At 59.6% G+C, this 19,323-nt stretch carries 17 protein-coding genes; 7 read left to right on the plus strand and 10 right to left on the minus strand.

The window, feature by feature from the left end; translation table 11 throughout:
• The first annotated feature begins 11 nt into the window (after nucleotides 1–11).
• The gene (locus ACA071_RS04955) at nucleotides 12–914 is read left to right on the plus strand and encodes a DMT family transporter (protein ID WP_497643381.1); all 903 of its coding nucleotides are present in this window, start codon (nucleotides 12–14) and stop codon (nucleotides 912–914) included.
• A gap of 29 nt (nucleotides 915–943) precedes the next feature.
• Here ACA071_RS04955 and ACA071_RS04960 read toward each other — a convergent pair whose 3' ends face one another.
• From ACA071_RS04960 to ACA071_RS04975, 4 genes are all read right to left on the minus strand, one after another.
• Nucleotides 944–1,453, minus strand: coding sequence for a DUF2165 family protein (locus ACA071_RS04960; protein WP_497643382.1), 510 nt, complete (start codon nucleotides 1,451–1,453; stop codon nucleotides 944–946).
• 183 nt (nucleotides 1,454–1,636) lie between these two features.
• Nucleotides 1,637–2,611 carry a 2-hydroxyacid dehydrogenase gene (locus ACA071_RS04965; protein ID WP_497643383.1) on the minus strand — a complete coding sequence of 325 codons (975 nt, stop codon included), beginning with the start codon at nucleotides 2,609–2,611 and terminating at the stop codon, nucleotides 1,637–1,639.
• 204 nt (nucleotides 2,612–2,815) lie between these two features.
• A complete protein-coding gene (locus ACA071_RS04970) occupies nucleotides 2,816–3,064 on the minus strand; it encodes a DUF6124 family protein (protein ID WP_169371531.1) in 249 nt (82 codons plus the stop codon).
• A gap of 517 nt (nucleotides 3,065–3,581) precedes the next feature.
• Nucleotides 3,582–4,550: a LysR family transcriptional regulator gene (locus ACA071_RS04975; RefSeq protein ID WP_447788420.1), complete on the minus strand. Its 969-nt coding sequence runs from the start codon at nucleotides 4,548–4,550 to the stop codon at nucleotides 3,582–3,584.
• A 306-nt stretch (nucleotides 4,551–4,856) separates the two neighbouring features.
• Here ACA071_RS04975 and ACA071_RS04980 point away from each other — a divergent pair, with 306 nt between their 5' ends.
• Genes ACA071_RS04980 through ACA071_RS04995 form a run of 4 tightly spaced genes read left to right on the plus strand, consistent with a single transcriptional unit; the run spans nucleotide 4,857 to nucleotide 9,638 of the window.
• Complete coding sequence (locus ACA071_RS04980; RefSeq protein ID WP_497643384.1) at nucleotides 4,857–6,368, plus strand: efflux transporter outer membrane subunit; 1,512 nt, start codon at nucleotides 4,857–4,859, stop codon at nucleotides 6,366–6,368.
• Between the two features lie 10 nt (nucleotides 6,369–6,378).
• Nucleotides 6,379–8,571, plus strand: coding sequence for an FUSC family protein (locus ACA071_RS04985; RefSeq protein ID WP_497643385.1), 2,193 nt, complete (start codon nucleotides 6,379–6,381; stop codon nucleotides 8,569–8,571).
• Nucleotides 8,561–8,761, plus strand: coding sequence for a DUF1656 domain-containing protein (locus ACA071_RS04990; protein WP_007896379.1), 201 nt, complete (start codon nucleotides 8,561–8,563; stop codon nucleotides 8,759–8,761). Before ACA071_RS04985 ends, ACA071_RS04990 begins: the two co-directional genes overlap by 11 nt.
• A 25-nt stretch (nucleotides 8,762–8,786) precedes the next feature.
• The gene (locus ACA071_RS04995) at nucleotides 8,787–9,638 is read left to right on the plus strand and encodes an efflux RND transporter periplasmic adaptor subunit (protein ID WP_497643386.1); all 852 of its coding nucleotides are present in this window, start codon (nucleotides 8,787–8,789) and stop codon (nucleotides 9,636–9,638) included.
• A 115-nt stretch (nucleotides 9,639–9,753) separates the two neighbouring features.
• On the opposite strand, the gene ACA071_RS05000 is transcribed toward ACA071_RS04995, so the two are convergent.
• Nucleotides 9,754–10,152, minus strand: coding sequence for a DUF4440 domain-containing protein (locus tag ACA071_RS05000; RefSeq protein WP_497643387.1), 399 nt, complete (start codon nucleotides 10,150–10,152; stop codon nucleotides 9,754–9,756).
• Entirely contained in the window at nucleotides 10,149–11,519 is a 1,371-nt protein-coding gene (locus ACA071_RS05005; protein WP_497643388.1) for an MFS transporter, read from the minus strand. The genes ACA071_RS05000 and ACA071_RS05005 overlap by 4 nt, the downstream gene beginning before the upstream one ends.
• 110 nt (nucleotides 11,520–11,629) lie before the next feature.
• Here ACA071_RS05005 and ACA071_RS05010 point away from each other — a divergent pair, with 110 nt between their 5' ends.
• The gene (locus ACA071_RS05010) at nucleotides 11,630–12,511 is read left to right on the plus strand and encodes a LysR family transcriptional regulator (RefSeq protein WP_497643389.1); all 882 of its coding nucleotides are present in this window, start codon (nucleotides 11,630–11,632) and stop codon (nucleotides 12,509–12,511) included.
• Between the two features lie 109 nt (nucleotides 12,512–12,620).
• On the opposite strand, the gene ACA071_RS05015 is transcribed toward ACA071_RS05010, so the two are convergent.
• From ACA071_RS05015 to ACA071_RS05030, 4 genes are all read right to left on the minus strand, one after another.
• Nucleotides 12,621–13,616 carry an SEL1-like repeat protein gene (locus tag ACA071_RS05015; protein WP_497643390.1) on the minus strand — a complete coding sequence of 332 codons (996 nt, stop codon included), beginning with the start codon at nucleotides 13,614–13,616 and terminating at the stop codon, nucleotides 12,621–12,623.
• 78 nt (nucleotides 13,617–13,694) lie between these two features.
• On the minus strand, nucleotides 13,695–14,717 hold the full coding sequence (locus tag ACA071_RS05020; RefSeq protein ID WP_497643391.1) for an SEL1-like repeat protein: 1,023 nt from the start codon (nucleotides 14,715–14,717) through the stop codon (nucleotides 13,695–13,697).
• Between the two features lie 299 nt (nucleotides 14,718–15,016).
• Nucleotides 15,017–15,841, minus strand: a complete 825-nt coding sequence (locus ACA071_RS05025; protein ID WP_497643392.1) for an SDR family oxidoreductase — start codon at nucleotides 15,839–15,841, stop codon at nucleotides 15,017–15,019.
• Between the two features lie 33 nt (nucleotides 15,842–15,874).
• Nucleotides 15,875–16,339: a multidrug transporter gene (locus tag ACA071_RS05030; RefSeq protein WP_497643393.1), complete on the minus strand. Its 465-nt coding sequence runs from the start codon at nucleotides 16,337–16,339 to the stop codon at nucleotides 15,875–15,877.
• Nucleotides 16,340–16,507: 168 nt separating this feature from the next.
• Between ACA071_RS05030 and ACA071_RS05035 the strand changes: the two genes are divergently transcribed.
• Nucleotides 16,508–19,306, plus strand: coding sequence for an RHS repeat domain-containing protein (locus tag ACA071_RS05035; RefSeq protein WP_497643394.1), 2,799 nt, complete (start codon nucleotides 16,508–16,510; stop codon nucleotides 19,304–19,306).
• The last annotated feature ends 17 nt before the right edge of the window (nucleotides 19,307–19,323 follow it).

A 19,323-nucleotide genomic window follows, 5' to 3' on the forward strand; every position in this document is an offset into this window, starting at 1 on the left:
GAGCCTTTGCCATGAACCTGTCTTTGTACCTGTTGACCGTGCTGATCTGGGGCACCACCTGGATTGCCTTGAAATGGCAATTGGGCGTGGTGGCCATTCCGGTGTCGATCGTCTATCGCTTTGGCCTCGCCGCGCTGGTGCTGTTCGTGTTGCTGCTGCTCAGCCGACGCCTGCAAGTGATGAACCGTCGCGGGCATTTGATCTGCCTGGCCCAAGGGCTGTGCCTGTTCTGCGTCAACTTCATGTGCTTCCTGACCGCCAGCCAATGGATCCCCAGCGGTCTGGTCGCCGTAGTGTTTTCCACCGCCACGCTGTGGAACGCCCTCAATGCTCGGGTGTTCTTTGGTCAAAAAATTGCCCGCAACGTGTTGATGGGCGGCGCGCTGGGCTTGTTCGGGCTTGGCCTGTTGTTCTGGCCGGAACTGGCCGGTCACACTGCCAGCCCTGAAACCTTGCTGGGTTTGGGCCTGGCCCTGCTCGGAACGCTGTGCTTCTCGGCCGGCAACATGTTGTCGAGCCTGCAACAGAAGGCCGGGCTCAAACCCCTGACCACCAACGCCTGGGGCATGGCGTACGGCGCGGCGATGCTGACGGTGTGGTGCCTGGTCAAAGGCATCCCGTTCGACATCGAATGGAACGCCCGCTACCTCGGCTCGCTGCTGTACCTGGTCATCCCCGGCTCGGTGATCGGTTTCACCGCTTACCTGACGCTGGTCGGGCGCATGGGCCCGGAGCGCGCGGCGTACTGCACGGTGTTGTTCCCGGTGGTCGCGTTGAACGTCTCGGCATTTGCCGAAGGCTACCAATGGACCGCGCCAGCGTTGATGGGGCTAGTGCTGGTGATGCTGGGCAACGTGCTGGTGTTTCGCAAGCCCAAGGCACCGTTGGTTCAGGGCAACGGCAAACTGGCTTGAGACAACCTGAAGATCGGGCGCAGAAACCGCTAGCGCTCGATCTTCAGCGCCAGGAAAACCAATAACGGCAGAATGAAGTCAACAATATGCCGAGCCCAGTCCTTGGCATTCCAGGTTTGTGATTCGTCCATGTCGAACCATTCGACACCGACCACTTGCAGGCAGACGTAATAAATAAAGATGGCAATCAACAAACCCATGATCGAGAGTTTTTTGGACTCGTGAAAATCCTCGGCGGATGCGTTGATGTGTTTGAACAGCTGATAAGTGCCCATCAGGCAATAAACGGTATAGATCACTTCCAGGGTAATAATGATCCAGTAAATACGGTGATGAAGCATCGGTGATGTAATTGCACGGTAACTTATGTTGGTGTTTTCTCGGGTGGTGTCCATGCTCAGAATATGGCCGACATATTCATAGTTGGAAGGGTAGTCGGTGAAGTTGCTGAACATCACCAACAGCCCGAAGAAACTGAAGGATGCCATGAGCAATGCTTTGCTGTATCTGATGAGTTGGTCAGTGGTCAGGTGGTTCAATGTTTGTGCTCTCCATAGCCAGAACTCGCGATAGTCGAGTGAATGGCGGGGAGTCTATAGTGCGTATTAAGTTTTTGGTTGAGGACTGAATTTCAAGGTGTGTACCTAATATAAGGTACACATCACAAGTATTAATGGTTAATAAAAAACGGGCAGGTGTTTTATACACGTGCCCGTTTTGTTTTAGCCTTTCCAGACCTGCGGGTTGACCAGATCTTGCGGTCGCTCGCCCAGCAAGGCGCTGCGTAAGTTAGCCAGGGCGCGGTTGGCCATGGCTTCACGGGTTTCATGGGTGGCGGAACCGATGTGCGGCAGGGTGACGGCGTTTTTCAGGTGAAACAGTGGCGACTCGGCCAACGGTTCTTTCTCGTAGACATCGAGGCCGGCGCCGCGGATCTGGTTATTTTGCAGCGCCTCGATCAGCGCCGGTTCATCCACCACCGGGCCGCGAGCGATGTTCACCAAAATTGCACTCGGCTTCATCAAGGCTAATTCGCGATGGCTGATCAGGTGTTTGGTTTTCTCGCTGAGCGGCACCACCAGGCAGACGAAATCCGCTTCGGCCAGCAACTGGTCGAGGCTGCGGAACTGGGCGCCGAGTTCCTGTTCCAGTTCGGTCTTGCGGCTGTTGCCGCTGTAAAGGATCGGCATGTTGAAACCCAACCGGCCACGACGGGCGATGGCCGCGCCAATATTGCCCATGCCGACGATGCCCAGGGTTTTACCGTGCACATCGCAGCCAAACAGCGGTGCGCCGACGGTCGCTTGCCATTGGCCAGCCTTGGTCCAGGCGTCGAGCTCGGCGACGCGACGGGCGCTGCTCATCAACAGGGCGAAGGCCAGGTCGGCGGTACTTTCGGTGAGCACGTCGGGGGTGTTGGTGAGCATGATCCCGCGTTCGTTGAAGTAGGCGACATCGTAGTTGTCGTAGCCCACCGAGACGCTGGAGACCACTTCCAGTTTGGCCGCGTTCTCCAGTTGCGCGCGGCCGAGTTTGCGACCGACACCAATCAAGCCATGGGCGTGGGGCAGGGCCTCATTGAATTGGGCGTTGATGTCGCCGTTTTTCGGGTTGGGCACGATCACGTCGAAATCCTGTTTCAAGCGCTCGATCATTTCGGGGGTGACGCGGCTGAAGGCGAGGACGGTTTTTTTCATGGGAAGCGGCTCGGCGGGCGATGGTGAATGCCAAGCACGCTAACATTCTTTCCGGGCATTGCGCGAGGTCTCGCATGATCGTTCCCATGCTCTGCGCGGGAATGCAGCCCGGGACGCTCCGCGTCCCTTGCCAAGCCGAACGCGGAGCGTCCGTTGAGGCATTCCCACGCAGAGCGTGTGAACGATCAGTGCGATCAGTTCAGGTCAGTCCTGCGGATCGAGGTTGTCCAGCGCTCGGTTCACCGACAGTTCGGCCAGCATGATGACTTGCTGGATGCCGAGCATGGTGTTGCGGTGGGTGCCTTCGAGGAATCCGGCAAAGTCACTGGTCATGACGCTGGCCGAGGCGAGGGATTCGCTGGCGTAGACCATCAGGGTTTCGGTGGTGGCGTTGGGGGCGACCTGGAACAGGTGGCTGGGGGTGTGAGGGGGATTCGGTGTTGGCTTGAACATAAGGGCGTTACTCCATGCAGAGGCTTAATGGAGCTGCCACTTACGTTTTCCAGACGAAGGGTGGCAGCCGTGCGCGGACTGGAAAAACCGGTAACGCCCAACAAAACCCGGCAGACCCGAAGGTCTCCCGCGCACAGCTGCCATAACATTGCGCGCAGAAAAACGCGCCGCAGTATGCCATGTGCAGAGGTCAAACGTTGATTAGGGTTTTCCAGACCCGGTCACTGATGCGTCAGCGACCCCCAAAGGCTATCCATTTCCCTTCCCACACAACAACCGTCAAAACGCGTCGGAAACATCCTCAAATATTCGAAATTTGTAAGACTGTCTGTAGGAGGCGCCGAACCTTTGGCAGCTCCTACGAGGGGATCAGGCATTGACGATCGTTCCCACGCTCTGCGTGGGCATGCAGCCCGGGACGCTCCGCGTCCCTTCGGGAGCCGAACACGGAGCGTCCGTTGAGGCATTCCTTTGCTGCGCGTGGGAACGATCAGATCGGGCGTTGGCTAAATGGCGATCAGTTCGCCAACCGCGCCCCGCCCAGACTCCCACTCAATTCATACGCCGCCAATTCCGCCTGATGCGCCGCCAATATCTCCGGCAACGACCCGCGCAAGTACTCGACCCAGGTCTTGATCTTCGCATCGAGGTACTGCCGCGACGGGTAGATCGCGTACAGGTTCAACTCCTGCGAGCGGTAGTTCGGCATCACCCGCACCAACGTGCCGTTGCGCAAGCCTTCAATCGCCGCATACACCGGCAACACGCCCACGCCCATGCCGCTGGTGATTGCGGTTTTCATCGCATCGGCGGAATTCACCAAGAACGGTGAGCTGTTAATGGTGACCATTTCCTGGCCTTCGGGGCCGTCGAAGGTCCATTTCTCCAGGGGGATTACCGGGCTGACGAGGCGCAGGCAGGCGTGGTTCAGCAGGTCGCTGGGTTTGTGTGCGCAGCCGTTGGCTTTCACGTACGCCGGGGAGGCGCAGACGATGCTGTAGGTGATGCCCAAACGCTGGGAGACGAAGCCCGAGTCCGGCAGTTCGCTGGCGAGCACGATGGACACGTCATAGCCCTCGTCGAGCAAGTCCGGCACGCGGTTGGCCATGGTCAGGTCGAAGGTGACGTCAGGGTGAGTCTTGCGATAACGGGCGATGGCGTCGATCACGAAATGCTGGCCGATGCCGGTCATGGTGTGCACTTTCAACTGCCCGGCCGGGCGTGCGTGCGCGTCGCTGGCCTCGGCTTCGGCTTCTTCGACATAGGCCAGGATCTGCTCGCAACGCAGCAAGTAGCGCTTGCCGGCCTCGGTCAGGGCGATACGGCGTGTCGTTCGGTTGAGCAGACGGGTTTGCAGGTGGGCTTCCAGGTTGGAGACCGCGCGCGAGACGTTGGCTGTCGTGGTGTCCAGTTGCACGGCGGCGGCGGTAAAGCTGCCGGCTTCGGCCACGTAACTGAAGGCGCGCATGTTTTGCAAAGTGTCCATGGGGTGCTCTCGGGTTCGATGGCAAATTGTGACACAAGGTTTCAAGGTCGGAGACCCCGACCAAGGGATTATCGCAGTAACGGTAACAAAGATTCACAGGAATCCCGGCTTATCGCCGTTCAGGCGTGCCCATAGAATTGCGCCCACCTCCGTAGGCGCTGCCGCAGGCTGCGATCTTTTGATCTTGCTTTTAGAAACAAAGATCAAAAGATCGCAGCCTGTGGCAGCTCCTACAGGGACCGTATTTCAAGCGTATTGAAAGGCGGTCCATGCATGAAACATCCCCCACCTCAGGAATTTGCAGCAGTGCCGCGTCGCATTAACAGAGCGCTCAAGACGCTCAGTGTTTTGGCTTTAACCCTGGCAATCAGCGGCTGCATCGGTACCGGAGGCATTGCCCCACAGGGCAAGGCGCTGGAGGCTGATTCACTGGCCACCGACGAAGCCATCCAGAACGCTGCACAGGACGCTCACTGGCCCACCGCGCAATGGTGGCAGGCCTATGGCGATCCGCAACTGAACCGCTGGATTGACCTCGCCGTACAAGGCAGCCCGACCATGGCCATGGCCACCGCGCGGGTGCGTCAGGCCAAGTCCATGGCCGGTATCGCCGAGGCTGCCGAGTCGTTGCAGATCAATGGCGAATCGACCCTCAAGCGCCACAACTGGCCCACCGATCAGTTCTACGGCCCTGGCGAACTCTCCAATACCACGACTTGGGATAACAACGCCGCGCTCGGCTTCAGCTACGCCCTCGATCTCTGGGGCCGTGAAAGCAACGCCACCGAGCGCGCCGTGGACATGGCACACATGAGCGCCGCCGAAGCGCGGTTGGCCCAGCTCGAATTGCAGAACAACATCGTGCGCGCCTACATCGAACTCTCGCTGCATTACGCGCAACGGGACATCGTTGCCGCGACGTTGCAGCAGCAACAGCAAATCCTCGACTTGGCGCAAAAGCGTTTGAACGGCGGCATCGGCACCCATTTCGAAGTCAGCCAGGCCGAAACGCCGCTGCCGGAAACCCATCGGCAGATCGATGCCCTGGACGAAGAAATCGCCCTGAGCCGCAATCAACTTGCCGCACTCGCCGGTAAAGGTCCGGGGGAGGGCGCGCAGTTGCAACGACCGATTCTGTCGCTGGGCGCGGCACTGAAACTGCCATCGTCGCTGCCCGCGCAATTGCTCGGCCAGCGCCCGGACGTGGTCGCCAGCCGCTGGCAAGTCGCGGCCCAGGCCCGAGGCATTGATGTGGCGCACGCCGGTTTCTACCCCAACGTCGACCTGGTCGGCAGCCTCGGCTACATGGCCACGGGCGGCGGGGCGCTGGAGTTTTTGACCGGCAAGAAGCTCAACTACAGCGTCGGCCCGGCGATCTCGCTGCCGATTTTCGATGGCGGCCGATTGCGTTCGGAACTGGGCGAAGCCTCGGCCGGGTATGACATCGCCGTGGCGAAGTACAACCAGACGTTGGTCAATGCGTTGAAAAGTATCTCTGACCAGTTGATCCGCCGTGAGTCCATGGACAAGCAACAGGTGTTCGCTGCCGAGTCGGTGGCTGCGGCGCAGAAGACTTACGACATCGCAATGATCGCCTATCAGCGCGGGCTCACCGACTACCTCAACGTGCTCAACGCCCAGACGTTGTTGTTCAAGCAGCAGCAGGTGCAGCAGCAGGTCCAAGCGGCGCGCTTAAGTGCTCATGCTGAACTGGTGACTGCACTTGGCGGCGGACTCGGTGCCGGCAGCGATGTGCCGAAAGACAGTCAGACCGCCGTGCCGAAAACCCCGGCCCTTCTCCAAGCACTCGACCACTGAGCAGGATTTGATGACTCCCTTGCCCGCACCTCTGCGCTGGCTTTACTCCCTCGAATGGCGTCGGGGTTTCTACGACTGGGCACGCAGCGATGGCGTGACCTGGGTCTACATTTTCAAGGTACTGCTCGCCGCGTTCCTGACCCTATGGCTGGCCATGCGCCTGGAGCTGCCACAACCGCGCACGGCGATGATCACTGTGTTCATTGTCATGCAACCGCAAAGCGGCCATGTGCTGGCCAAGAGTTTCTATCGCTTCCTCGGCACGCTTGCCGGGTCGGCGGTGATGGTCGCGCTGATCGCTTTGTTCGCGCAGAACACCGAACTGTTCCTCGGCTCATTGGCGATCTGGGTCGGCCTCTGCACCGCTGGCGCCGCCCGTTATCGCAACTTCCGCGCCTACGGCTTTGTGCTCGCCGGGTACACCGCGGCGATGGTCGGTTTGCCGGCATTGGCGCACCCGGACGGCGCGTTCATGGCGGCGGTCTGGCGGGTGCTGGAGATCTCGCTGGGGATTATCTGTTCGACCGTAATCAGCGCCGCGATCCTGCCGCAAACCGCCAGCGCCGCGATGCGCAACGCCTTGTACCAGCGCTTCGGCGTGTTCGCTTTGTTTGTCACCGACGGCTTGCGCGGTCGCAGCAAACGCGAGGCGTTCGAAGCCAGCAACGTGCGCTTCATCGCCGAAGCCGTGGGCCTGGAAGGCTTGCGCAGCGTCACGGTATTCGAAGACCCGCACATGCGTCGGCGCAACGGTCGGCTCAGCCGCTTGAACAGCGAATTCATGAGCATCACCACCCGCTTCAACGCCTTGCATCAACTGCTCGAACGCTTGCGCAGCAGCGAGGCGGACCACGTGGTGGTGGCGATCAAACCCGGTTTGCAGGACCTCGCTGAATTGCTCGACGGCTTCAGCGGCCGGGCGTTGACCAATGCCGATGCGGCACGCCTGGTCACGGCGTTGACGGCTTATAAGGAAGGCTTGCCAGCGCGGGTTCGCAGCTTGCGAGCGATCTTCCAGGAGAGCGACCCGAGCGACGCCGAGCAACTGGATTTCCACACCGCGTATGAGTTGCTCTATCGCTTCGTCGACGACCTGCACAGTTATGCACAGACCCACGCGTCCCTGGCCGATCACACTCATGCCCGCGAGCAATGGGATGAACCTTTCACCCCGCAAACCAACTGGCTGGCATCGGCCGCCTCGGGGATTCGCGCGGCGTTTATTCTCGTGGTGCTTGGCAGTTACTGGGTTGCTACTGCATGGCCGAGCGGGGCGACGATGACGTTGATTGCGGCTGCCACCGTGGGCCTGTCTGCGGCGACGCCGAACCCGAAACGCATGGCGTTCCAGATGGCTTGCGGGACGTTGCTCGGCGCGTTGATTGGCTTCGTCGAGATGTTTTTCATCTTCCCCTGGATCGATGGTTTTCCGTTGCTGTGCGTGATGCTCGCGCCGGTGATCGTGCTCGGTTCATTCCTCACTTCACGTCCGCAATACGCCGGGGTCGGCCTCGGGTTGCTGATCTTCTTCAGTACCGGTTCGGTGCCGGACAACCTCACGGTCTACAACCCCTACACCTTTATCAACGACTACATCGCCATGGTCCTCGGCATGCTGGTGTGCGCCGCTGCCGGGGCGATCATCCTGCCGCCGAACAGTCGCTGGTTGTGGCGTCGGCTGGAGCAGGACCTGCGCGAGCAAGTGGTGTACGCGATCAGCGGCAAGCTCAAGGGCTTGGGTTCGAGTTTTGAAAGCCGCACCCGGGATCTGCTGCATCAGGCTTACGGCTTGGCGGTAGGTTCGCCGCAAGTGCAACGGGACTTGCTGCGCTGGATGTTCGTGGTGCTCGAAGTCGGTCACGCGATCATCGAGTTGCGTAAGGAACAGGCGATTCTGCCGGTGCACCCGGCCTATGCCGAATCCCAACCGTGGCGCCAGGCGATCCGCGTGATGGGGCGTTCGCTGGTGCGGCTGTTTCTGCAACCGAGCCAGAGCAATCTGGAGCGCGGCTTGATCGCAGTCGATCATGCGATCAGCCGTGTGCAAGCGACCGACGAACCCTTTGCCCCGCACTTCGACACCTCCGCGTTGCGCCGGGTGAAGAGCTATCTGCACTTCATCCGCACCTCGCTATTGGACCCGCAATCGCCGCTCGCCGCGTATGCAATCACCAAGCCTCAAGGAGTTGAACATGCCGCGTGAAATCGCCTTCCACGGCGTGTACATGCCGACCATGACGCTGATGTTTTTCATCGCTGCGGCACTGGCCTGGGCGCTGGATCGGTTCCTGTCCGGGTTCGACCTGTACCGCTTCTTCTGGCACCCGGCGCTGCTGCGCCTGAGCCTGTTTACCTGTCTGTTCGGCGCCCTGGCGCTGACTGTCTACCGTTGACTCTCTATCACTGAAGAAGGCCCCGATGAAAAAGCTGTTCAGCCTGCTCGCCACCCTGCTGGTGCTGGCCCTCGCGATATGGATCGGCCGGACCCTGTGGGTGCATTACATGGACACCCCGTGGACCCGCGACGGCCGGGTGCGCGCCGACATCATCAACGTCGCTGCCGACGTTACCGGCGAAGTGGTGGACGTGCCGGTACGTGACAACCAACTGGTGAAGAAGGGCGACCTGCTGATGCAGATTGACCCCGAGCACTACCGCATCGCAGTCAAACAGGCGCAATCAATGGTGGCTTCGCGCAAGGCCACGTGGGAGATGCGCAAGGTCAACGCCCACCGCCGCGCCGACATGGACGCGTTGGTGATCTCCAAGGAAAACCGCGACGACGCCAGCAACATCGCCGACTCGGCCCTGGCCGATTACCAGCACGCCCAGGCGCAACTGGAAGCCGCCGAGCTGAACCTGAAACGCACCGAAGTGCGCGCGGCGGTGGACGGCTACGTCACCAACCTCAACGTCCATCGCGGCGACTATGCGCGTATCGGCGAAGCGAAAATGGCCGTGGTCGATATGAACTCGTTCTGGGTCTACGGCTTCTTCGAAGAAACCAAATTGCCCCACGTGCGGGTGGGCGATAAGGCCGACATGCAACTGATGAGCGGCGAAGTGCTCAAGGGGCATGTGGAGAGTATTTCGCGCGGGATTTATGACCGGGATAACCCGGAGAGTCGCGAGCTGATTGCCGATGTGAACCCGACGTTCAATTGGGTACGGCTGGCGCAGCGGGTGCCGGTGCGGATTCATATTGATGAAGTGCCGGACGGGGTGCTGTTGGCGGCCGGCATTACCTGCACGGTAGTAGTGAAACAATGAAGATCGTTCCCACGCTCTGCGTGGGAATGCATCCAGTGACGCTCCGCGTTACAGATTGGGACGCAGAGCGTCCCGGGCATCGCGCTACCACGCGGAGCGTGGGAGCGATCGGGGCTCACTCGCTACAAAACGTCTCGTGCAAATGCCGCCAAATCACCTTCCCGGACGCCTGTTTTTCAAACACCACCGTCGACCTCCGATCCGAGTGCAACCCCGTCGCATCGGTCTGCTGCTCGCGATAACTCACCGTCGCGCCGCGCTCATGCAAAGCAATCCCGCGTAGCTCGCTAAGCTCAATCCTGAACCCGCTCTTCTTCCCGCCCGCCATTCGAAGCAACGCGCTCAGCGCCTCCAGGTCCAGCACCCGGCCCAGCGGCGAGACCATGGAAAACTGCGGCGAGAAACGGGTCAGCAACCGATCCAGCGCGGCGTCGTCTGCTTCCACGGCAAACCACTGTTCAATGGCCACATGGGCCTGGATTACTTCGTCAAAATAGTCGGTGTAGTCAGTCATGCGGATTTTTCCTGAAGGGGAGGAGAGGTTAGCAGGGCCAGCACGTTCGTCGAGTCGAAGCGCAGGACGGCGGCCATTGGAACCAGGGTCAGCAGTGCGGCGGCGAGGAAGCAATAGTTGAAACCTTGAATACCCAGCGCCCCGAGCAATGAACTCAACAGCGCCGCGCCCAGGCAGAAACCGAGCTGGCGGTTGATGTTCCACAATGCACTGGAATGGCCCATTTTTTCCGGCGTTATGCCGACAAAGGCCAAGGTCTGCGCAGTGACGCTGCACAGGCTGCCGCCCAGGCCCATCACGGCGTAGGCAACGATCAGCAGCGCACCGGCGGGCTGTTCGATGCGCATCAGCAGCACGATGCCAAGGCATTGCAACAGCATTCCGGTGATCAGCAACGGCTTGGGGCCGATGCGATTGAAACTGCGTTTGCCCAGCATGATCGCCACCCCCGAGCCTGCCGCCCACGGCAACATCAGCGCACCGATTTGCGCGGCGCCGAAACCGAGCTCGTGCAGGTACAACACGGCAATCAGGTGGGTGCCGGTGAAGATGCCGGGTACGCAGAGGTAGATCAGCATCGCCAGGCGCAGTGATGGATTTTTGATCAGTTGCAGGTCGAGGATTGCACCGGGTTTACGCCAGCCGTCGCGCAGGTACAACGCCGCAATAGCGGCGCTGAGGATCAGCCCGAGCAGGCCGAAAATGCGCGTGTCGGGTTCGCTCAACAGGCTCACGGCGATCAACAACAGACTCAGGGCCGCGACGGCGAGCAGCAGGCCACGGGCGTCCAGTGTCGGGCGTTCGGTCGAGGCTTTTTCGGGTTTCAACCAGAGCATGCCGAGCCCGAAGGCAAGCAACGCCACTGGCAAATTCAGGTAGAAAATCCAGCGCCAGGACAACACCTGAACAATCAACCCGCCGGCCGCTGGCGACAGTGCCGGCACCATCAGCGCCACCAGCAACACCACGCCGGTGAAATGCGCACGCTGCGCCGGTGGAAATTGTCGATAGGCCAAGGCCTGACCGACCGGAAGTAACAACCCGCCACCGAGCCCTTGCAGCAGCCGCCAGCCGATCAGGCTTTCAATCGAGCCGGCCTGAGCTACCAGCGCCGAGGCAATCCCGAACAGCAGCAGCGAAGCAAGGATCAGTCGCCGCTCGCCCACCCGCGCCGCCAGCCACACGCTCATCGGAATGATCAGCGTCAGCCCGAGCATGTAGGCGTTGCCGATCCACGCCAGTTCTGTCACCGAGGCATGCAATTGCCGGGCGATGTCGGGGTAGGCGATGGTGGCGACAAACATGTTCAGCAGGTCGAGGGCGAACCCCAGCAAATACACCAGCGCGACTTTCGAGCGATAGGCCATGGCAGCTTCCCTGTAATGAGACGTGCAGGGTAGGGCGCTGACGGGGTTAGGAAAACGCTGGTTTGGCTGCTAGTTTGTCAAAATTATTTTGACAAAGGAGTGGAGCGAACATGGTCAGCCTGGACCGATTCGACACCTTCAAAGCCGTGGTCGAGGCCGGGTCGCTGACCGCTGCGGCTGATCTGTTGGGGCAGACCCGCGCGGTGGTGAGCTTCAATCTGAAGCGGCTGGAGGAGGAATTGGGCGTTACCTTACTGACCCGCAGCACCCGAAAATTAGCCATGACCGACGCTGGCGAGCGGTTTTATCGGCGCTGTTTGCGAACCCTGGACGAAGCTCGGCTGGCGATCGAGGAAGCCCGTTCGGAACATTCGCAGCTCAAGGGCACGTTGCGGATCACCACCACGGTGGAGTTTGCCTTGGCTCAGGTGGTGCCCGCGCTGGAAGTGTTTCGTGAACAGCAACCGCAACTGAATATTCACTTATCCACATCCTCTACTCACGCTGACCTCATCTCCGAACGCTTTGACGTGGCGATTCGGTTGGGACGGATGCTCGACTCCAATCTGCGGGCAGTACAGTTGTCGACGTTTGAGATTTTTGCGGTGGCGGCACCCGGGTTGGTCAAGCGTTTTGAGACTGTCACCTCACTGACGGCGCTGGAGTCGTTGCCGACGTTGGGGCACGGGCGAGTGCCGGAATTGACGGTGACCGACTCGACCGGGACTGAGCATCTGTACCAACCCAAACCGGGAAGAACCGCGATTGTCGCCGACAACTCGGCGACCCTGCGCGCCTTTGCGCTGACCGGGCAAGGGGTGGCGATCCTGCCGCAATGGCTGATTCAGGAGGATCTGGAGGCGGGGCGGTTACAGCGCTTGTTGGCGGATCACCGGTTTGCCCAGCAAGGCGTGTATGCGTTGTACCCGGACACCCGGCATCTTCCGCTGAAGGTGCGGGCATTTATTGATTTCATGAAGGGGTGGTGTTGAGGTTTTTGTGGTGAATGTTCGGGCCTCATCGCAAGCCCGCTCCCACAGGGTTTGGGTTTGCTGAGAAGAGGCCTGGGCTGGCCCCTGGCCTCTTCGTTGGCAAGGCGTCTTACAGTTGCGCCTGGCTGAGGATGACTTCGGCCTTCTTCACTGCATCAGCCACGTCCAGTTCTTTGTCACTGAGCAGCGCCATGACCTGCGGATTCTGCAGGACGTCCGCATTGGCGCTGTGCAACTGAGCCTGTCGTGAAATGATCACATATGCGTAAAGCTGATCACGGGTGCTGAACTCGGGACGAGCAATCACCGTGGCCAGTGCGTTCTCCATAAAGGCATGGCGATCTGTCGGCGACAATCCCTTGAAGGTGTCGGGGAACTGCAGATGGATGTTCGCCGAGTACGCCACGATGTTTTCCTCCCGCGCTTGCTTGCTCACCTCGTCCTTGCTGGTCACGTTCTTGCTCAGTTGCTCGTAACCTTTTTCGCCTTCGATGAGTTGCTGCGGGTTCATTTGTTGTTTCAGCGAGTCGACCTGTGCCGTGTCGTCGAGAACTCTGGCCCAACTGTAAGCCACGGGCAGATTGCCTTTGTGGGTATGCATGCGAATCAGGTTTTGCTGGGAGTCCGGATCGCCATGGCGTGCCGAGCGTTCCAGCCAACGTATACCGAGGTCGAGGTCCGGCGTCTGTCCGTACATGCCATAGGCAAAGCTCTGGAACATGCCGAACTCGGCGCACGAGTCATTTCTGACTGCGGAATACGCCATATAGCCGAAGGCTTCCCGGTCGCGCTGGGGGCTGTCCTTGCTCGTGTCCTGTTCCGCGATGCTGGCCAGATAACACAAGGCTCGCTCGTGGGTGGGCGCGGCCATGATCAGGCAACTGCGAGCTTGCTCGGGCTTTTTGTCGTTGTACAACTGGTAGCCGATGCCGTAGAGCAGATCGCTATCCATGTCGAGGTTGCAATACTCGTTGGCGACGGCTTGCGGCAACAGCTCCTTGAGGCTGAGATTGGGCAGGGTGGCGTTCAGCGTCTCATCCGGTGAAGCACCGCAGCCGACCAACAGGCTGGTCATGATCCATGGCAGTACGTTTAGCAATTTCAATGAAAGTTCCCTGATCGCAATGAGGTAACAGCGAGCATGAAGCGAGAGAGCAAGCTCCCTCGCCACCGCTGTGTCGGTTTACCTGTAGAACTTGTTGACCACCAGCAGGCCATGCTCGATGGTTTCAGCGACCGACAACTCGTCATCTTCCATGAGGGCGACGATCCTCTGGTCATTCGCGATATCCGTGTCAGGTTTTTTCAACTGAGCGGCTCGATTGATCACGATATAGCTCAGCACGTGACCACGGCTCTTGGTGAACGGCAGGTCAATGGCTTTGTACATCGACTGCTTCACGTAGTCGTAGCGCTCGGCAGACGACAGGCCTTTGAAGGTGTCCGGATAGTCTTGATAGATTTCGGCGGAGTAACGGCCGACGTCTTCTTCCCGCGCTTCGGCGAACATGGCTTTTTTGCTGGTGACCTGGCCAGCGAGCTCGGTATAACGCTTTTCACCGTCGGCGATTTGCGCGGCGGTCATCTTCGCTTTCAGGGCATCGGCAGCAGTCGAGTCATCGGCCTTGGCCATGATCTTCGTCCAGGCGTAGGCGGCGACCAGGTCGCCTTGCTCTTCGTACTGCTCGATCAGTTCCTTCTGAGCCTCGGGGTAACCATGCACCGAAGAACGCTCAAGCCAACGGCTGGCCAGCGCAGGATCTTGCTTGGCTCCGCTGCTGCCGTATTGGTAGGCCTGATACAGACCGTATTCTGCGCACCAGTCATTCTGCGTCGCCGAATAGGCCATGTAATTGAAGGCGTCGCTGTTGCGTTGATCCGGGGTTTTGCTTTCGTCCTGGCCGGCGATCATCGACAGATAGCAGAAGGCGCGAGGGTGTTTCGGCGCGGCCAGTTCCAGGCAGCTTTTGGCGGTGTCCCATTCCTGATCGCCGTACAGTTGAAAACCGAGACCGAACAGAATGTCGCTGTCCATTTGCGCATTGCACTGTTTATTGCTGGACGGTGACGGCAGCACACTTTGCAAGGTCAGCTTGGGCAGCGTGTCGTTGAGGGATGACGCTTTGCTGGTGGTGTGTTCGGAGCTGGCGCTGCAGCCGGCCAACAAGGCAACAAAGGCCAGTGGCAGCACGTTGAAAACGTTCAATGGATATTCCCTGATCTGCGATTGAATAAAGGTCGCATGGAACGGGCAGGGGAAGAGCGGGAAGGCAAAGCAATCCGTGCTTCAGTTTTAATGCCAGCGATTCCATGCTGTTTGAGTCGGCGTAAATGCGTCGAATGTCTCAAGTGCGCGCATTCTACTGAAAGCACCCGGGCATACAAACCTGTATCGAGGCAGCACCGGCGGTGTGATCGAGTTGTTGTTGCGCCATGGGCACCATGGCGCTGCTCAGTCTGATGATGATCGTGACGGTCTGGCGCGATTAGACCGGTTTGCCACGCTCAGAGTTGGCGATTCAAACCGAAGCGCTTCATCAGGGTCGACTCCAGCAAGCCCTGGGGCAGCAACGTTGCCAACAACGGCAACGCCCGGCTGCCATTGCCGATGCGGATCAACCGTGGCGGTTTGCTTTGTTGCACTGCTTTGAGCAGCTCAGCGGCAAACTCACGGGTTGGCGTGGGTTTGTCCTGCGACGCCTTGGCCCGTGCACGAATGCCTTCGCGCAGCGGCCACCAGGGCGATTGTTCGGTGATCAGTTGTTCGGCTTCTTGGCCGGCATTCTTGGCGAAGCTGGAGGCGATGGCGCCGGGCTGGACTTCCATCACGCGGATGCCGAACGGCGCCAGTTCCATGCGCAGCGCATCGCTCAGGGCATGCACCGCGGCTTTCGAGGCGCAGTAGGCGCCGGCGAACGGCGTGACCAGAACACCGGACACACTGCCGATATTCACCACCAACCCCTTGGCCCGGCGCAGTACCGGGAATAGCGCGCGGGTCACGCCAACCACCGCAAACACATTGGTTTCGAACTGGCGCTGCATCGCCGGCACGCCACCGTCGAGCAACGGACCCATGGCGCCATAACCGGCGTTGTTGATCAGCACATCGAGGCCGCCATGTTGTTGGTTGATTCGTTCGCTCAATTGTTCAAGCGCCGCGCCATCGTTGACGTCCAGTTGCACCGCCGTGAAACCGGCCGCCGCCAGAACGGCGACGTCTTCAGCCTTGCGGGCACTGGCCCAGACCTTGTATCCGGCGGTTTTGAACGCATCAGCCAGGGCGCGGCCAATGCCGCTGGAACAACCGGTAATCAACGCAACGGGCATGGCGCGGTCCTTGTGCAATAAGAAGTGGGGGGATCAGTCGGAGAAACTACCCTGCAATCGCTCGGCGCGAAACTCCAGGGTTTGCGGGCGGTAACCGGGGCGCAGCGGTGGCAATGGCAAACAATCTTCCCAATTGGCGCCGGCCTGCAATTCGCCGGGGCCGCGATAGCGCGGGGTGGCGTATTGATTGTCGGCCAGGTTCACCGTGTCACCCGGTGCGTAGGCGGCGATACGCCAGCGCAATTCGGTCAGCGGCACGTCGTTGCCGTTGTTCATGGTCAGCTGCAACGGGCGATCCGCAGGACAGTGTTCGGGGGCGTAGGTGATGCGCAACTCAAGGCGTGCCAGTTGCTTGACCTCGCGGTTGTCCATCCAGATGACCCAGGTGGCGACCAGACCCAGGCCAATGGCTGCGGCGATGGACACAGGCAAGGCTTTGGCGGGGTAGCGCAGCAACAGGATCAGCCAAGTAAGGACCAGCAGGACGCCGATGAACATGTTTGAACGCTCCGTGAACTCATGAGCACCATCCTACCGAAGGGCTTCGGGAATGGACATTCCAGATCAACGTCCACTGCCATTGGTCGGAACTGTAATTTATGACAGTAGCCATGACAGCCCTTTTTTCCTTAGATGGCAGCGGTAACCAGGGATGAAGGTCTGACCATGCACACTCCGGCGATCCACAACAGAACCCCTGACCTGCAGGCTATCGATCCGCGCGGATTGGTCGTGCGCAGGGTTGGCTATTGCCGCAAGACCGAGGGCGCAACCGCACAGGCCCATATCAACCGCACTTGTCACAACGCAGCGGGGCGAGCTGTTCAACAATGGGATCCGCGGCTGTGGTCGCAGGGTCACGACGACTCGGTCACTACGGCCAATGTCACCACCGTGTATTCGCTGTCGGGCCTGGTGCTGAACGAGGTCGGTGTGGATTCCGGGTTGCAGATCCATTTGTTCGGTGTAGCCGATCAAGCCGTATCGCGCTGGGACGGACGGGGTACCCGGCAGCGGGCCGAGTACGATCAGTTGATTCGCCCCCAGGTATTTTTTGAGCAACCGAAAGGCCTGCCGCAGGTGTGTGCCGAACGCTTTGAATATGGCACCGGGATGCCGGAATGGGCGCAAAGCAACCAGTGTGGAAAATTGGTTCGTCATGACGACCCGGCGGGCACATTGCACTTCAACGCGTTCAGCCTTCAGGGTGATTGTCTGGAACAACGCCGTTTATTCGAAGGCGCTGACGATGCGTGCACCACCCGCTGGCGTTTCAGTCCGCTCGGCGAGGTGCTGGAACAAATCGATGCCAGGGATAACCTTCAGGTCTTCGGTTTTACCGTGGACGGCAGGTTGCAAAACAGTCAACTGCAGTTGAAAGGCCAGAGTCGCTGGATGACCCTGGTGGGGGATATCCGTTATAGCGCCGAGGGGCAAATCGAGTGCGAAACCGCCGGGAACGGGGTCCGGACGACGCTGCTTTATCGCCCGCAAGACGGGCGTCTGGTGGAGCGACGAGCGTGCAGCCATGACGCCCGCCTTTTACAGCACTTGATTTACAACTATGACCCGCAGGGGAATGTTTTGGCGATCGAGGACAAGGCGTTGCCGGTTCGTTACTTTGCCAACCAGCGTATCGATCCCGTCAGTTGCTTTTCCTATGACAGCCTCTATCGATTGATTATGGCCACTGGCTGGGAGGCCGGGGGACTCAATCAGGGGCCGCAGTCCGGCACCGGTTTTGATCCGGGAGCCCTCAGCAATTACCGCCAGACCTACGACTATGACGAAAGCGGTAACTTGCTGAAGTTGACCCACGTCGGTGCGCAAAGCCCTGGGCATGAATTCAAGGTTGCCGACTACAGCAATCGTGGTTTGCCGTACCGCAACGGCAGGCCACCGACCGAAGACGAAATCGCCGCGGCGTTTGACGACAACGGCAATGTACTTGAACTGGGGCCGGGGCGCGCCGTGGTCTGGAATCCGCGTAACCAATTGCAGTCCGTCAGCCCGGTGCAGCGAGAGGAGGGCGACGACGATTGCGAGTGGTACACCTACGACGGTCAGGGGCAACGGGCGCTGAAGGTGCGGTCGCTGCAAACCCGTACCCGGACAGTCATCACCCGTGTGTGTTATTTGCCGGGGCTGGAGCTGCGCACAGACAGTGGCACCGGGCAGCGATGGCAAGTCATCAACGCCCGGGCGGGGCTCAATACCGTGCAGGTCTTGCACTGGGAAGTTGAGCCGCCGGCCGGCGTCAGCAACGATCAGTACCGGTGCAGCCTGGTCGATCAGTTGAACTCCTGCACCGTGGAGCTGACGGATGACGCCCGGATCATCAGTCATGAAACCTATTATCCGTTTGGCGAAACCGCCTGGTCATGCGCAGATGACAAGATTGAAGCCGACTATAAAACCATTCGTTATTCAGGCAAGGAGCGGGATGCGACAGGGCTTTACTACTATGGCCTGCGTTATTACATGCCGTGGTTGCAGCGCTGGCTCAATCCAGATCCCAAGGGCCAGATCGATGGATTGAATCTCTATCAAATGGTCGGTAACTCACCGTTGACCCATGTCGACCTGGAGGGTGACAAGAAAACCAAGGCCGAGCTCTTGCAAGTCAGTGTGGACAAGCAGGCAACGCTACTGGATGTGATTGGAGACCGAGCGTTCGATCTCAAGCATTCATTACTCAACACCGCTTATCTCAGCCATCGGTTGAAGGCGACAGCCAGACGGATGGGGGCTGCAGCGGGGCCGCAGCTTTTGAAGGGGGCGCTTGAAACAGGGGGTGCTGCCTTGGGAGCGACGGTGGCCGGACCTTTGGGAGCCAAGGGCGGAGAAATGGCAGGCGGGAAAATCGCCGACGCCGTTTCGGGGAATATCGTTACGAAATACCGAATGGACCGGCCGATCCGATTCACTGGGCACGAAATGAATCCGAAAGCGATTATCGAAGCAGTTGAGCCCTCAAAACCGATCAGCCTGGCGACGATAAAATTGAGCCTGGCGGCCATGGATCCGCGGGAAAAAGAAGGACGGATGCAATTGGGGAAAAACCTCGCCGAGGTCGTCCTTGATAAGGCGGTCAATAAAGTGGGTGGAAAACTGGGGGTGCTAGGCCCTGAGACCCTCAAGATAGGTTTTGAAGCCGCCAAGGCGTCGATGGGACTCAAGGCCGAGGCCCTGAGTGAGGTTTATGACGACACGTCGACGGACATTGATCTGCTGGCGTTTCGCATGGACGCAATAAGAACCGAGTTTGCAGCAGCAGGCAGTACAGACGAAGGACTCTTTACTCAGGTGGCAGATTTGTCACAACAGACACAGGATCGGGTCGAGATGCTGCAGGGGATCAAGACGACGATCGAGCTTCTGGCACCCAACCCTTATGCCGGGCGACGGCATTCTTTGAAGGGCCAGCGCGGGGGTCAACTTCTGACTCGCCAGGCATCAATCTGAAACCTTCAGGCGGGACG

This window comes from Pseudomonas sp. LBUM1646 (assembly GCF_059716165.1).